Here is a 16,637-nt window from a genome sequence, read left to right on the forward strand (position 1 = left end):
ATAATTTTATGTAGTATCCTCTAATTAAGATTAGAATTAATAATATAATCAGTTATGGCCAATATGAAGAATAAGGGTTTCAGCCTGGTTGAATTATCAATAGCCATCGTTATTGTCGGCATCCTGATTGCTATGGGCATGAAGATGCTGGTTCCGCTGGTTGAGAGGACAAAGCGGTCTGCGACAAGAGAGACGGTAGATGCGGCTGTAGAGGCTGTTATAGGTTTTGCCGAGACGAATGGCCGGCTTCCCTCTGATTTAGAGTTCCCCGGCTTAGTGAGAAATTCCAAGGATGTATGGGGCAACGACCTTATTTATCTTCATGATGTTAACCTCGAAGTTGCCGACAGTGTCTGCGCGAGAAACACGACAGATATTTCTTTGAGAACATGCGGGGATTCGGGGTGCAGTTCATATGAAACTACAAGTGATATCGCATTTCTCGTGCTGAGCGCCGGGTCAAATCAGAATGTCCAGACAGATACGGCAACGGTTCCTGTCAAGGTCTATACTTTGGGACTGTCAGGTATTGATGACTATGCTTCAGGGCTTAACAGGGCTGAGGCTTATGATGATATTGTAGAGAGGGTGGTTTTATCCGAGCTTAGGGTAAAGGCGGGCTGCTTAGGAAGCCTGCTTAATATCCTGACACTTGAGATACCTTCCGGTTTCGTGCTTTCAAATTACATGACAAATATTTTTGCCAGCGGCGGGGTGCCTTGGGCTGATGATAATGCATCACCGGGTGATGATGATGGCTCAGTAAATCCCCCCCCTGATTACAGATGGTGCGTTACAGGAACACTTCCTATTGGCTTAAGTTATGTATGCAACGGCTCCCTCGCTGTATCTGTATCCTGCGCCTGGGATGCTGATACAGATACAGAGACAGGAACATGGCAGCAGTGCACCAGCCTTGAGATCTCATCAGGAACAGATGGGCCCACAGAGGACGGGGCATTCAACCTTCCTGTATTTGTAAGGGATAATGCTGACAACACGGCGCAGAGGACATTCGGCTTGAGCATAAGCCAGGTAGTCGGGCTGCACATCTGTCAAGACTACAGGGTATGGAATAATGACTCGACATCAAGGTATTTTGTTAATGGAGGCGGCTGTTATCAGATTGCAACCGGCGGCGAGATAACAACCGTTAGTACCGGCGGACTGCTTCAAAATGGTGAAGTCATTGTGCGGCATACCGGCGGCGGATGCGGGGGTTCTGATACTGCGATAAATTATAATCAGGCGATCTTTGCCGATAATAACTCTGATTGCTGTATCAACCATGACCAGTCTGACAAGACCTGTCCCTGATCTGTCAGACGGCTGATATTGAGATTTAAAGACTTTAATATGCGATGTCATTTTTCAGGAGGTGTATTATGTTAAAAGACAGGAGAGGCTTTAACATAGTGGAGATGGCGCTGGTTCTTGTTGTAGTGGGCGTGCTCATTGCTGTTGGTATTGCGATGCTGATACCTTTGACAAACAGGGTGAAGCATAAGTCGACAGAGAAGATAATAGCAGACGCCGCAGAGGCGGTCATAGGTTTTGCGGATATAAATCACCGGCTGCCGACCGCTGACGAGTTCAATGATGTCTCGGGCAATTTAACTGATACATGGGGGAATCCCCTTGTTTATATCCCGGATCTGAACCTTGTAATTGAAAATAGTATCTGTCTGAGAAACGTGTCAGATACAACAGTGAATGTATGCGGGGATTCTTCATGCGCATCTCCCATAGCTAATGCGGATAATTCAGCATTTCTTATCCTTAGTCCCGGCCCGAATCTTAATATTCAGACAGATATATATGGCAGCTCTAACAGTAATGGGAACTCAAACTCTAACGGCAACTCTAATGAGAATGAGAATATGAACGGCAACTCAAATACTAATGATAATGATAACTCAAACTCCAATGGCAATGGCAATGAGAACGGCAACTCTAATGAGAATGAAAATGATAACCTGAACTCCAATGGCAATGGCAATGAGAACGGCAACTCTAATGAGAATGAAAACTCAAACTCTAATAGCAATGGCAATGAAAATAGCAGCACTGACGCCCTTATAAATGTATATACCGAGGGATTAGCCGGGATAGATGATTACGCCGATGAACTGGACAGGCCGGAAGCATATGATGATATCGTCAAGTGGGTAGTGCTTCCTGAGCTAAGGCTCAGGGCAGGATGTGAGGGGAGCCTGTTGAGGATACTTGAAAATCCGCTTCCTTCAGGGCTTATATCTCAGGCATATGATACTGATATCTTTGCCACAGGCGGAGTGCCCTGGGCTGACGGGGCGGATGCTGATACTGCAGATGATTACAGATGGTGCGTGACCTCAAGCCTGCCTGACGGCTTAAGCTACAGCTGCAACGGCGCTCTTGTTTCCTCTGCATCATGCGGCTGGAATGCCGAAACCGCTACAGAGACCGGGACATGGCAGCAGTGCACCAGCCTTACGATATCAGGTTCACCCGCAACAAGCGGTTCTTTCAGCCTGCCGGTATATGTGAGGGATAATGGCGACAATACTGACATGAGGTCATTTGCCTTTACAATAAGCCAGATCTCAGGGTTGCATATCTGTCCTCAATACAGGGTATGGAATACTGACCCCGGCACTGATACGGATTATCTTATAAGGGCTGGCAGTGAGCCCGGCGATCCCATTCCTTCAGGAGGTGAATGTGATAATGTTCCACTTGATAATGAGATAACCGCTGATCTCAAAACCCTTATACGGGGAGAGGTGCTGGAGCAGCATTCTACTGCAAACGGTTCCTGTGGGGGCATGGAGGCTCGTTTGACCTATAACCAGGCGATAGCATTGGATACAAACGGTGACTGCTGCCTTGATTTTGATAATAATGTTGTTATTGAAAAGATCTGCCCGTGATCTTTGTGTTAACGGCATATAAAGGACAAGAGTTTTAAGAGGTATTTCATGAGTTTTATAAAGGATACAAAAGGGATTGCTCTTATTCAACTGGTTCTATTAGTTATATTGATAGGCGTGCTCGTGGCTTATGGCATCAGGCAGTTAGGGCCGGAGGTCGCAAAGGAAAAGCGGCTCAATACGAAGAATAAAATAGACGCGGCTGTTCAGGCTGTCGTAGGTTTTGCAGCAGCAAATGACCACCTTCCAACCATTGCTCAGTTTCCCGGGGTGGTAAGGGATCCGCAGGATGTATGGGGGAATGACCTTGTCTACCGTCCTGATGACAATCTTGACAATGATGACAGCACTATCTGCGGAAGAAGCACGACCGATACTGTTGTCAATGAATGCGGGGAAGACGGGACATGTGTTTCCTATAAAGGAAATGCAGATGTTGCATTTTTAATATTCAGCATCGGGGAGAACCTGAACAGACAGACACGCGTTAATGTGGTTGGAGCAAGCGCGACCGTCCAGACATATGAGTATGGATTAGCGGGAATCGATGATGATACCGGAGGCATTAACAGGCCGGAGCCATATAAGGATATCGTTGTCTGGATGGGACTTAATGAATTAAAGATAAAGGCGGGCTGCCTCGCCGATCAGTTCAAGATAGTCAATAGCTCTCTGCCTTCAGGAACTATTAACCTTCCATATATTATAAATTTATATGCCCAGGGAGGGGTTTCCCTGACAGACGGGGGCGATTCAGAAACCGAACCTGATTATGAGTGGTGTGTGACAAGAGACCTTCCAAACGGCCTGAATTATCTGTGTAACGGCAGTCTCGCTGTTTCTGCCGACTGCCGCCTTTCAACCGCCACATGGAATCAGTGCACAAACCTTACAATCTCCGGGACACCGGATGTGGAGGGTGTTACCAATCTTCCCATATATGCAAGGGATGGTGACAGTAACATTACACAAAAGGTTTTTGGCCTGCTCATAAGGCCGACCCCCGGATTGCATGTATGTGAAGAAATCGATGGCTGGTACAGGGTATGGAATAATACAGGTAACAAACATGATTTTCAACTTACAGGAGAATCATGTTATGAGATTGCAGAAGGGGATGAAATAACTGTTGACGGCAGTTCCAGGACGCTTAGCCGGAACGAAGTAATAAATCAATACGCCACATCAAACGGGGCATGCAATAATCTGGCGAATATCGCAAGCTTTAATCAGGCGGTTCTCGCTGATATCAATGCTGATTGCTGTATAAAATTTACTGACTATGACTCGCCTGATTATGTGATATTTGTAGACAGAACATGTCCAGGTGCAGCCGATGATAATGACCATGACGGATATACAACCGAAACTGACTGCAATGACAGTGACCCGGACATTAATCCGGGAGTTTCTGACATCGACTGTGACAATGTAGACGAGGACTGTGACGGCACTCCGGATGATGGTTATGTTGAAACCCCAACGAGCTGTGGAGTGGGCGTATGTGCTTCAACTGGACAGATGCAGTGCCAGAGCGGAAGCGTGGTGGATACCTGTTCAGTAGGGTCTCCTTCAGAATCACCTGAATCTTCATGCTCTGACGGCTTTGATAACGACTGCGACGGTTTAACTGATGGTGCAGACCCGAATTGCATTACAGATATCTGCGCGGCCGGCGGTATGACTGTATTAAATAGTACAGGCTCAAATAAGAAATATAAGATAAATCTCGAAACCAGTTGTAACACATGGACGAAGAACACCACAAATATTGTGGGATCGACAGCTACCTGGAAAATTTATTCAGGGAGTGGCAGCTGCTCTACTCTTCTCTGTACAAAAACATATTCAGATTTCAGGGCAGTCGATGTGAACAATAATTGCAATGCAAGGATCACCGGCTCATGTACGCTGGGTGATAATTAAATACTCCCCTTATCTCCTCTCCCATGACGGGAGGGGAGATATTTCGCAGTCTCTTGGAAAGAGCAGGTTCCACCTTTGACATGAACGGTCAATTTTGCTATTCTTGCATTATAATCAGCTTGAAAGATAAGGCGGGAGAAGACTGTGTTACTCTTTATTGCATTTTTCCTCATAGGTTACGGCTTTTATTTATTAACGCATATCCCTCCTGACGCTTCAGAAGAGATCATTGCCTTGATGGCGATGGCAGGGAAATTCGCCATTTTGATAGGGTGCGCAAAGGTGGCATTCTTTGCGTTGAGATACAAAACCCGTTCAACACATCTGACCCTGGTAGAGAGGATCAAGGCAAGGTTTACCAAAAATTTCGTTTCCAAGCGTGTAAAGCGGTGAGATTCTGCTAAAATATAGACATGCAACAGGCCACACAGGCCGGTTAATGTATTATTCCTTGAGGAACCATGCAGATAAGAGATAGAGAAAAAGGGTTCAGTCTGGTCGAGCTTGCTATCGTAATGATAATAATCGGGCTGCTCTTCGCATTAGGGCTTAAGATGCTGGGGCCCTTGGTGAACAGGCTGAAGCATACCGATACCAAAGAGACCATTAATGCCGCTTATGAAGCGGTAATAGGCTATGCCGCAACACATGATAAATTGCCTACAGTTGATGAATTCAAATCTATAGCTACGACTTCCAAGGATGTATGGGGAAACGATATTATATACAGGCCTGCTGATGAGCTTACAGTAGATGGTACTGTTTGTGCGAGAAGCACAACCAATTTATATGTTTGTGATAAAGATGCGGGATGCGACACAGGTACGGATATAGATAATGTTGCCTTTTTTATTCTAAGCCGAGGAGCTAACTTAAATATCCAGACAGATGTTTTTGATGTTGTTGATACTTCGGCTACATCGGCTACAATTCAAACGTATTCACGTGAGTATAATAATACTGATAATTCAGGTATTGACGATTTTTCCGGTTCCGCTGAGTGGCCTGACCCTGTCGGTACAAGATCCGAGCAATATAAAGATATTGTCAAGTGGATCACACTTTCTGACCTGAGGACAAAGGCAGGCTGTTTGGGCGCCGAGCTTAAGATCAGCACTACTTCACTTAATGCGTGTGATAATAACTTGCCATACAGTTCAACTGTCTTTGCCGACGGCGGGATACAGTTTGCAGACAGTGCAGATGCCGGCACTGCCCCTGAATATAAATGGTGCAGGGAGCAGAGCGGTGATTCAGGCCTCATATTTACCCCTGATCCTTTGAGTGTTAATTGTGCAAGTGAAAGTGAGGCTTTCTATTCCCAGTCTGACAGCATTGTCATATCAGGACGGCCTAATAGCGCGCCTGACTCTTATAAACTCACATTCTATGTAAGGGATAATAACGATCCTGTATTAAATGGCCGTGATAAGATTGTAAATAAATCATTTGTGCTCTCAATCGCTCCGGACTGTACCTCTCAGGATGTTGTAAATGCGACTGGAAGTAACTCCAGATTTAAGATTGACAGCGGTTCCTGTATATCATGGCCGGATAGTGATATTATGAATATCAGCTACGGGCAAACTGCCCAAATATATGGCGAATCCGGTTGCAGTGGAACGCCATGTGATATAACATATAATGATATTTCCGCTATAGATACTAATGGTGACGGTATTACTGATATGGCTGCCTGGACTGCCGGCGCCCCCCCCACCTGTACCTTTGTAGAGCATTGATGTTTTGTTGTTTTCGGTATTGCCTGCCCTGTAATAAAAAGTAAAATAATCCCGGATGTCTAATTCTTAGACAATTGCACCCTTCCTATTAATCAGTTATTATGAAGTTGTAAATAGGGTTATTTCACCCATGAATATAAGGGATAATACTGAGATATTTGATCTGAGATAAACAAAAAGCCCATTGGTTTATAAAAGAAACATATATTTTAAAGCAGGTTAGATTATTTTGCTGAAACATATTTCAAAATAAGCAAATTGCTTTATTTGGTATGGGATTTGCATATCTGTTAATAACATAGTTGTTACATCAATAACAAATGACATTTGATAAGGTAAATAGGAGGTTATTATGGATACTTTAAAAAAAGAGAAAGGATTTTCACTTGTTGAACTGGCAATAGTCTTTGTCGTTATGGGTGTGCTTCTGGCTGTCGGTATAAAGATGCTGGCTCCGATGCTCGGCAGGGCAAAACTGAATGAGACCGATAAGATAGTTCAGGCAGCAGTGGACTCGATAGTAGGCCACGTTGCGATAGAGCATGAGTTTCCTGATGACTTCAAAACAGTTGTGACAACTTCTGAAGATATCTGGGGGAATGATCTTATCTTCCGTGCCGCTAATATGAATCCAATTGATATCTGCAACCAGAGTACAACTGATATGTCAGCAACAAACTGTTTCAATCCTGACTGTTCTAATAACGTCATAATTCCAAATGTTGCCCTTGTTGTATTCAGTAAAGGTGAGGACTTAAATAAGCAGACTGATGAGGCGGATGTCAAGGTTTATCCTAAGGGCACGGTTATTGGGACTCCCCCTAATACTGAGATTTATGATGACGTTGTCAAATGGGTATCTCTCAATGAACTCAGGGTAAGGGCGGGCTGTTCCGGCGCTCCTCTTAAGATACTTAATAATGAGCTTCCGTTGTGCGGGCAGAACATCTCAGGCGATTCCACTTATAAGGCAACCATATATGCAGACGGCGGGGTAGGAAGTTATAAATGGTGCAGGCAGGAAAGCTCCTCTACAGGTTTATTATTTACTCCTAATTTTTCTTCATCAGATTGCACGTCTGAGCCTGTGGATAACTGGATGGAGGCTAATAGCCTTACGATCGATGCAACGCCTGTTATTGTGCAGGGCTCTTTTAATATTACATTTTTTGTCCGTGACGATGAAGGCAATGTGGCATCCAAATCATTAGTCACAACACTTGATCCTAAATGTTCACCAACGGTTATTATTGCTGAGACAGCTGAAAATCTTGAGGAAGCTGAGGGTACGCCTGATGTATATGTCTGCCACCAGACATGCACGACTTCATGTGAAACTGTAGCTCACACATGCCCGTCTGATAACTCTAATAGCAACGGCAACGGCAATATGAATGGCAACTCTTCTGGCTGGGATAGCAATTCCAACTCTAACTCTAACGCCAATGGCAACGGTAATGAAAATGGCAACTCTAACTTAAATGCCAATGACAACGGCGCCTGGGGTTATGACGGCTGTGTAGAGTGGACTGAAGAAGTGTGTGCTGCCCCTGTTTGTACTTCAGGTGATCTGCAGATTGATGTAGCTGATCTTGCGGAACATATGGGACATGGCGATACACTCGGCGCATGTGATTCAGGTATTGTAGATATTGACGGCGATAGTGACAACGACAATTATAGCGATAAAGATGAATACGACTGTGGCAGCGATAAAGACAATTCAAACAGTGCACCGCCTGATAGCGACAAAGACGGATGGTGTGACGGCAAAGACGCATATGACAATGACAACAGCCGTCATTAAGATCGTCTGAGGCCTGCCGGTCTCATAGTATCTGATCAATTTAACAACCCCGCTCAGTTTTGAGCGGGGTTGTTTTTTAGCCAGTAAACTCTTATCATAAATTTCTATTTATGTCTAAAACCTCAAACAGGCCTGATATCCTTGTCATTGGAATAACGCTATTCCTCTCCGGCTTCTGCGGCATCTCCTACGAGGTTATCTACTCCCGTATGCTCGGGAATCTGATAGGCGACCATTTCATCGTCAACGCGTCGCTTCTGCTCACATTTCTCCTCGGCATCGGCATCGGGACAAAGCTGGCTCACAGGATATCACGCTTCCTTTGGGCGGTTGAGATCTGTATCGGTTTTTATGCCATAGGCTTTACTTTATTAACGCCGTATCTCGAGGCATTTCTTTATAATATTCTGCCTGCCGGTTCCATCGCTATGAGCATTCTGGCATCAAGTGTCCTTCTTGCGATCCCTGCCTGCCTCGTCGGTGTGAGCCTGCCTTTGTTCTCTGCATACCTGAAGCGCCTTCGCAAAGGAAATGTCTTTGCGACAACTTATATGATCTACAACTTTGGCGCGGCTATAACCGCCATAGTGATAGAGTTCTATCTCATCAGACATCTCGGCATAAGGAACACGGCATTCTTGATAGGAGAGTTCAATCTGCTCATAGGCCTTGCGCTCTTTCTGAGGCGCAGGCACATCGTCCCGGAGATTGTAAGCGTCAAAGAGGTGGTATATCCTCTGAGAGTGATCCTGCCACTGATAATCCTGAGCATAGCGAGCGCTGTGTTTCAGCTTCTGGGGCTTAAGATTGCGGAGTTTCTCTTCGGCCCGTTCAATGAGACCTTTGCAATGGTGCTTGGGGTGGTCTTGTTCGGCATCGCTTTCGGCACATTGCTCGGCCGGATGCTCGATATAAGTTTTGCATCGCTTCTTTTCTTCAATCTGCTGTATCTGACCTTGCTGATACCCGGCTTTTCTTATTTTGTGAAATTGTATGCCGATTATTTCAGCGTGTTCAACCCATTCTCTCCTCTTCTCTGGAAGGTAACGATACTCTTTCTGATAATGGGGCCAAGCGCGATATGTTTCGGCGCTGCAATTCCTTCACTTATGAAACAGGAGGAGAATGTTGCAAAGGAGTCGGGGCATCTGCTCTTTGTTTCGAGCCTTGCCAATGCCGCAGGGTATCTTTTGATGGTGCTCTTCATACACCCTAATTTTGAGTACGGGCAGATAATCGTTCTGATAATCTTTATGCTGTCAACCGCCTTTTTCATTATAAAATGGCAGGCTAAAAAGGCTGTGGCAATTGTTTGCGTGGCGGCTGTTGCAGGGGTCTTTCTGCTTCATGCCTTCTGGAATGAGGACATCCTGTATCTCGATTACCTCTCCTTCACCTCTAAAGACAGGTATGCAAAAGAGCTCAAGTCCTATGAAAGCGGGAAGAGGTTTAAGAAATATGATGAAACCTTTGCGATTAATAAAATAAACGGGCAGGAACTTTTCTTTATAAATGGTTTCACCAGTATCGCGCTCAATACTGCGGCTGAATATATAGTCGGGGTGCTCTCAAGCCTCCCGTCACCTTCAACCGAGAGCGCGATGGTGCTCGGCCTCGGAAGCGGGGCTACCGCAGGAACGGTCAGCCGGATATTCGACCATCTTGATGTGGTGGAGATAAGCCCTATCATAATTGAGAAGCAGATGCTGTTGAGCAAACATAATTTTGATATTGCTTCAAGGAAGAATGTCAATATTATAAGCGATGACGGGATAAGGTATACAAAGATCACTGACAGGAAATATGACCTTATACTTAATACAGTTACCTCTCCGCTCTACTTCAGCTCAAGCAAGCTCTACACAGTTGATTTTTTCCGGGATGTCAAGTCAAAGCTGAAAGATGGAGGGATATACACAACATGGCTTGATTCGAGGGTGGGTAATGACGGGACGGATATAATTCTGAAGAGCCTGCGCTCTGAGTTCAAGTACTGCTGGGTGGCGATAATGAGGCCGTCATATTTTCTGCTTCTCTGTTCGGATGAACCGCTGCAACTGCGTCAGGAGGATAATATCTCCTCAAATAAAGGGCTTAAGGATTTCTTCCTGCGAGAGCACAGTATTGATATAAAGACATTGAGGTATGCTTTTGTTTCTGCGAATGCCTTTGATCATATCTCTGCCGGTTCAAAGGTTCCCCTTAACTCGCTTGACCATCCTGAGCTTGAATTTGAGATATCAAGGCTGAAGCGCCGCGGCATTCAAAAATTTGTGGACAGCCTGATTAATAATTATTCTGCGGAGAAGGCCGAAAGGGATATCTTTACCGGATTGCCTATTGACTGGTATAGCCTGGTCACCTATTATTATCAGATCAACCGTGAATTTCCTTACAGCAAGAGTTTCTTTAAGATGGCAGAGAAACATGTTGAAGGGTTTAAGGATAAATTCCCGGAGCACTTTCTTTCAAGCTATCGCGCTGCGGCTTCCGAGTTTCCGTCATCAGACAGAAAAAACAGCCTGGGGAAATGGCTCATTAGTTATGATATGTACGCTGAGGCAGAGGCTGTGCTCAGAGAGATACTTAAAGATGACCCCGGCTACCATTATATAAGGTACAAAATTGCCAAAGCAGTTTACTGGCAGGAGAGGTACGATGAAGCCGAGCTGCTCTTCAATGAAGAACTTAAGACCCATCCGGATGCTGCTGACGCTATGTATTGGCTGGGCCTGACCTATTACAAGCAGAAAGCCTATGCTGACGCAGTCAAGTGGTTCAGAAAATGTCTTGAGAAAGACCCGCAGTTCGACAATGCCAATTACTATGCCGGGCTTGCGAGTATGGGAGTTGGAGAGATGGATGATGCGAAGGTTTTCTTTAAAAAAGAGCTGATAGTGGATCCTGAAGACAAGAAGCCTCTAAAATTTCTTTAGCCTGCTTCAAATTCCGGGAAGTGCTGTTATAATAACATTCATATTATGGAGACAAAAAACTGGTATACGAAGAGAGATTTTTTTAAAGAGGTGCCGTTTTTTATCAAGGCGTTATTCTTTTTTATCATTACATTCTATATCTTTTTTTATATCCAGTTCTCAGTCCCGTGGCTTGTAGGTTATGACGGCTTCTTTCACATCAAATACAGCGCTATCCTTGCAGAAAAAGGGTTTATAGATAAGCTTCCCTGGCTTCAATATACTATCCACAAAGACGCGTACAGGGATCATCATCTGCTGTTCCACTATCTTGTAGTCCCGTTCACATATGGGAACCCTATGATCGGAGGCAAGTATGCCACAGTGCTCTTTGCATCGTTCATGGGGCTTGCCCTGTATATCCTCTTAAATTCTGCCGGAGTACGGTTGCCCTCATTGTGGAGCTTTGCCGCTATCATGTCGTCACATCCCTTTCTCTTCAGGATGTCGCTATTGAGGGTACAGAGCCTGTCGCTTGCAGCCTTACTCCTGATATTCCTTTTCTGTATGAAGAGGCAATACCTGATGATATATATCAGCTCCGTAATCTTTGTCTGGCTTTATGACGCATTCCCTCTTCTCATCATCTTTTCGCTTGTTTTCATTCTTTCAGGGTGGCTTGTAGAGAAAAGGCCGGATATTAAGATATTCCATATGACGCTTCTGGGGATAGTGACAGGCCTTGTCGTAAACCCTTACTTTCCCGGCAATGTAACTTCAATTATCTATAATATCTCACGCACATTCCTTGAAAATCCTTCAGGAATACAGCTTGGAAGCGAATGGAAGCCTTATCAGACGTGGGATTTCGTCAGAAACTCGCTCCCTGTCTTTCTGGTATTCCCGCTGACTATCCTTTTCCTGCCTCTGGTAAAGAAAATTAAACGTGAGGAGTATGCTTCTGTCTGTCTCAGCCTGCTCTTTCTTTTTATGACTCTCAAGTCAAGGCGGTTTGTCGAATACTGGCCTGTCTTTGCATTTCTTTCCGCGTCTCTTGTGGTCGGGCGCAGGGTCTCATGGCAGTTTATTCTTGCAGGGTTTATTCTATTACTGCCTTTAATGAACTTTAATTTCAAAGAGGCTGTCAGCGAAAGCAGTACATCCACAAGCCCTGAGAGCTATTTAGGCTCGGCAAAGTGGCTCGAGAAGAACACCTCAGCGGGTGACATAGTATTTAATGCCGACTGGGATGACTTCCCGTTCCTCTTTTACTACAATGCTAAAAATTATTACATAGTGGGGCTGGATCCCATGTATCTCTATTCATATGACAAGGATAAATCAGCTCTCTACAGGAAGATAACAAAGGGGCAGAAGGATGAGACGGGTAAACTTATCATGGAGGAGTTTAACTCAAGGTATGTCTTTCTCGATAGAGACCATGATTCCTTATATGAAAGACTTTCAGAGGATCCCCTCGCAAAAAAGGTATTTGAGGACTCCGGTGGATATGTATTTAAGCTGTCTCCGGAAAAAGATGAGCCTCAAACTAAGCAGAAAAATTAGGTAGCAGGAAGAATTACTAATCTGAAAAATAGATCTGCCGTTTTTCTATGAACAAAGATAAAAAAAACGACTTTATTATTATTTCCTCTTTATTCCTGCTGGTGATCATTGTCAGGCTCCCGTCTTTCTTTTATTCAGTCTTTGACTGGGACGAAAGCACATTTATACTTATGGGGCAGAGCATCCTTGACGGCAATCTGCCGTATGTTGATGCATGGGTGATGAAACCACCCGGAGCATTCTATATTTACTCACTTTTCATCTATTTTTTTGGCAAGACTATTTTTGCGGTACGGCTGGGAGGAATACTCTTTATTTTTCTTGCTTCCGTACTCTTATATATGGCCGGGGAGGCGCTTTACAATAAGGCTTCAGGGGTTATTGCCGCGGTATTTCTTATAGTCTTTGTCAGCGCAAGAAAATGGGGATTGAGCACTATGATAGAGCACCTGATGCTTGTGCCTATCTCCCTTGTATTGTTTATCGTTTTAACCAGAAAACCTGATAATAAAATGGCCCTTGTGACCGGCCTGATACTTGGTACAGGGATACTGATGAGGCAGAATATGGCCTTTGACAGCGTGGCTGTTCTGGCAGTGTTTTTAACGGGCGTTACAATGCCGGGCACAGATATTTCAGGGCGTCTAAAAAGATGCGCCTTTCTTGTATCAGGAATCGCTATCCCCCTGTCTGCAATGGTCTTTTATTACGCTTTAAACGGGGAACTTCAGCTTTTTTTAAATACCAATATATCATCGGTAGTTGCGCATGTCAGCGAGAACGTATTGATATCCAGAAAGTTAAGATTGCTGTTTGTAAATATCAAGCATGAGTTTACAGGCGGCTATATGCTTTTCTGGATCTTTTTCGCGAACGCAATTTTGTTCCTGTTGTTTTCTCCGGGGAGCGGGGTTCTCAAGAGGCCTGCGGCTGCTATGCTGATAATCTTTTCTGCTCAGATATTTTCGATCTTTTATACCGGGACTAATTTTGGTTATCACTATCTTATTATGGTCATACCTGTAACAGCTTTAGTCTGCGGGATCTCCATACCCTTGTGGCTCTCAAGCGAAGCGGGAAAAAGAAAGGCAGTAAAATTTGCTGCTGTTTTTCTTATTGCATCCGGACTTGTCTTGCCATTGCATAAAGAAATTTACCCTCTTTACAGTGATGTTTTTTCAAAAGTCATGCTTCGTGAACCGTTACAGGATGATACCTGCTATGAGATCGCTGAATATCTCAAAAAAGAGTATGTCAAAGGTAAATATATTTATATGCTTAACAACTGTCATATAGTCTATTTTTTGACAGACAGTAAATACCCAACAAGGTATATTCATCCAACCGACATCATAAAATATGATTATATGCTGAAGGCGGTAGACGGCACTGAAGCCACGGATGAGAAAGAACTGCAGAAGATACTCTTGAAAAATCCGGAATTTATCGTCTATAAGGATGGTAGCTGGCCGACTCCGGATGACAGCTTCAGGGAGATGCTTTTTATTGAGCTGGAGAAACAATACAGGTTGGTAAAGGTGATCAGTGATGATCATTCTATTTACAAGAGGAAGCGTTCTTAATCGTTAAGGTTCTCACTTAGGGATTTTTTAAGTAATCATAAGAAGCAGTCATATGTCAGAAAACAGCCGCCTGATTTATTTATAACATATGGAATTTATTGATTAGCCTCTTGACATACTTCATTATTTAAGACATAATTTTTGTAATTAACACAATAACCTATATATATATTTAGTATCATATAGAGAAGTTATTTGTTTTGTCATTAAATATGAATTATAATTTTAATTAATTGCTGCGGATATTATTTATTAGTTCTTCTTTCTGAGGGGATTTATGGGAAAAAATGTGATAGTCAGCTTTGAGGGAGACATTGTCAAGGTTGCCTATATCTCAACAAAGGGTAAGCAGATTGTTGTTAATGACGCCCTCACATGCAAGAAAGAGGATTTTGACAGCTTTCTCGAAAAAGAGAAGGCTAAAGAGTTTATAGTTGTAAATAACTTCAAAGACGCATTTCAGGACATATTTCTTATCCCGCCTGTAAAAGCCAAGTACGCGAAGAGCCTTATCGAATCCGAGATCAAACAGAAATCCCCTTTTGAGGACTTCACCTATACCTACAGGGTTGTTGGTGAAAAGCTTGAAGGGAACAGAAAGATGCAGGAAATATCGGTCTATGTTGTCAAGACTGAAGATGTAAAGAATATTACAGAGAGATTTATCGAGAAGGGTAAGCTGGTCAAGGCTGTTTTCCCTCATATCTATGCGGTTGCATCTGAAATGCATTTTGATGATGAGAGCGTTTTATGTGTATCTGAATCCGGACAGAGCAGGGTGCTTTTTTTAATAAAGAACGGCAAAATAGAGTTTGTCAGGTCTGTGCAGGCAAGTGAAAATGGTATAAGTGATGCTGATATACAGAGTATTAATGTAACCGTAAACTACTGCAAACAGGTTCTTAAGGCCAGTCCCTCTTATATAGTCCTGGTAGGTAATCTTTGCGGAAATTATAATGCGACTACGCAGATAGATATCCCCATTGTATGCCCTCTTAAACCCAAAAACCTGAAAGTTCAAAATGATATCTATCTTGATTTTATTTTTGCCATATCAGCACGCAGCGCTTTAAAAGAAGCAAACGTCTCCCCTAAAGACTATAAGTCGTTTTATTCAACATGGAAATTATTCCAGTATTCTACTGTCGCCTTCATCATTATTTCACTCGCAGGCGGGCTCTATGCAAGTTACGGGATTTTTAATGTTTTGAGTTCAAGAGGGAAAATGAGCTCTTTAAAAAAAGAGATCACAGGCATGGATAAAAATACTTTAACCATGTATAACAAGAGAAAAACTGAATTTGAAAGCTATAAGGGATTTATTGAATCAAGCAGCAAGACTGCCGCAATGCCTGTAATTAAAAATTTTTTAACCTCCTTTGCTGATGCAAATACGAAGAACGTAAGTATCGGCACCATTACTATGAAGATAAACGGCGACACACTGAATGTAAGCATTTCAGGGCTTGTAAATGAAGCTGAAGATGATGGAAAAGAGGGTTTTCAGAAATACACCTATTATCAGGAGTTCATAGACTCGGTAACAAAGTTAAACGGTATCTCAATAATAAAACATGAGCTGACCCCCAAGCAGAGGGATTTCATAATTGAGCTGGAGTCTAAATGATGTTTTACAATGAATTAAAAAAGGCGGTATTGAAGCACCTCATCGGAGGAATAGCATTTGCTGTTGTTCTTTTCGTGATCATATTTTCCGGCAGATATAGCGAGAGCCTGGTGAGCACAGTTAAACAGTTTGAGAAACAAAAGGAAAACTATAAGAAGATGAGCGAGTCTGTGGCTGAGCTTGAGAAGGTAATGGGCCAGATAGACGCAATGGTACCGGCAGACTATTATGATAAGGGTAACCGTGAATTTATTCTTCTTGCCATCGGCAGTATAAAATCCAAACTGCGATATGCAGAAGTGAAGATAGAAGACTTCAGGGAAGAAGGCGGTGAAGTTTCAATGCCTATGGAGATTCATTTTCCTGTCGACGACTATACGGTCATGACAGAAAGTATAGCGTATATTCAGTCCTTCAAGTTTCCTTATTTTATTTTTGATGGTATAGATGTTGCGAGATCAAAAGACAACTCTGAGATAACCTGTAATATTAAGGGTTCAATGAGGATGCCTGCCGGAAGGTTAAGTAAACGTTCGGGTGAGAGTGAATAATATGGGAT

The 16,637-nt window shown here is 43.5% G+C and carries 11 protein-coding genes; all 11 read left to right on the forward strand.

Annotated elements, in window-relative coordinates; genetic code table 11:
* Window positions 1-63: 63 nt before the first annotated feature.
* The 11 genes from HY807_08460 to HY807_08510 all read left to right on the forward strand — a co-directional run bounded on the left by HY807_08460 (window position 64) and on the right by HY807_08510 (window position 16,629).
* The gene (locus HY807_08460) at window positions 64-1,317 is read left to right on the forward strand and encodes a prepilin-type N-terminal cleavage/methylation domain-containing protein (protein ID MBI4826438.1); all 1,254 of its coding nucleotides are present in this window, start codon (window positions 64-66) and stop codon (window positions 1,315-1,317) included.
* 68 nt (window positions 1,318-1,385) lie between these two features.
* Window positions 1,386-2,912, forward strand: coding sequence for a prepilin-type N-terminal cleavage/methylation domain-containing protein (locus HY807_08465; protein ID MBI4826439.1), 1,527 nt, complete (start codon window positions 1,386-1,388; stop codon window positions 2,910-2,912).
* A 48-nt stretch (window positions 2,913-2,960) separates the two neighbouring features.
* Window positions 2,961-4,838, forward strand: a complete 1,878-nt coding sequence (locus HY807_08470) for a putative metal-binding motif-containing protein (GenBank protein ID MBI4826440.1) — start codon at window positions 2,961-2,963, stop codon at window positions 4,836-4,838.
* Window positions 4,839-4,982: 144 nt separating this feature from the next.
* The gene (locus HY807_08475; GenBank protein ID MBI4826441.1) at window positions 4,983-5,231 is read left to right on the forward strand and encodes a hypothetical protein; all 249 of its coding nucleotides are present in this window, start codon (window positions 4,983-4,985) and stop codon (window positions 5,229-5,231) included.
* A gap of 68 nt (window positions 5,232-5,299) precedes the next feature.
* Entirely contained in the window at window positions 5,300-6,580 is a 1,281-nt protein-coding gene (locus tag HY807_08480) for a type II secretion system protein (GenBank protein ID MBI4826442.1), read from the forward strand.
* Window positions 6,581-6,932: 352 nt separating this feature from the next.
* Window positions 6,933-8,387 (forward strand): prepilin-type N-terminal cleavage/methylation domain-containing protein, encoded by a 1,455-nt coding sequence (locus HY807_08485; protein ID MBI4826443.1) that lies wholly within the window; start codon window positions 6,933-6,935, stop codon window positions 8,385-8,387.
* A gap of 110 nt (window positions 8,388-8,497) precedes the next feature.
* A complete protein-coding gene (locus HY807_08490) occupies window positions 8,498-11,323 on the forward strand; it encodes a tetratricopeptide repeat protein (GenBank protein ID MBI4826444.1) in 2,826 nt (941 codons plus the stop codon).
* 45 nt (window positions 11,324-11,368) lie between these two features.
* On the forward strand, window positions 11,369-12,868 hold the full coding sequence (locus HY807_08495; protein ID MBI4826445.1) for a hypothetical protein: 1,500 nt from the start codon (window positions 11,369-11,371) through the stop codon (window positions 12,866-12,868).
* A 47-nt stretch (window positions 12,869-12,915) separates the two neighbouring features.
* Window positions 12,916-14,451, forward strand: a complete 1,536-nt coding sequence (locus HY807_08500; protein ID MBI4826446.1) for a glycosyltransferase family 39 protein — start codon at window positions 12,916-12,918, stop codon at window positions 14,449-14,451.
* A 277-nt stretch (window positions 14,452-14,728) separates the two neighbouring features.
* Window positions 14,729-16,078: a hypothetical protein gene (locus tag HY807_08505; GenBank protein ID MBI4826447.1), complete on the forward strand. Its 1,350-nt coding sequence runs from the start codon at window positions 14,729-14,731 to the stop codon at window positions 16,076-16,078.
* Window positions 16,075-16,629, forward strand: a complete 555-nt coding sequence (locus tag HY807_08510; protein MBI4826448.1) for a hypothetical protein — start codon at window positions 16,075-16,077, stop codon at window positions 16,627-16,629. The genes HY807_08505 and HY807_08510 overlap by 4 nt, the downstream gene beginning before the upstream one ends.
* The last annotated feature ends 8 nt before the right edge of the window (window positions 16,630-16,637 follow it).

The sequence above is a fragment of the Nitrospirota bacterium genome, from assembly GCA_016207885.1.
GTDB lineage: Bacteria > Nitrospirota > Thermodesulfovibrionia > UBA6902 > UBA6902 > JACQZG01.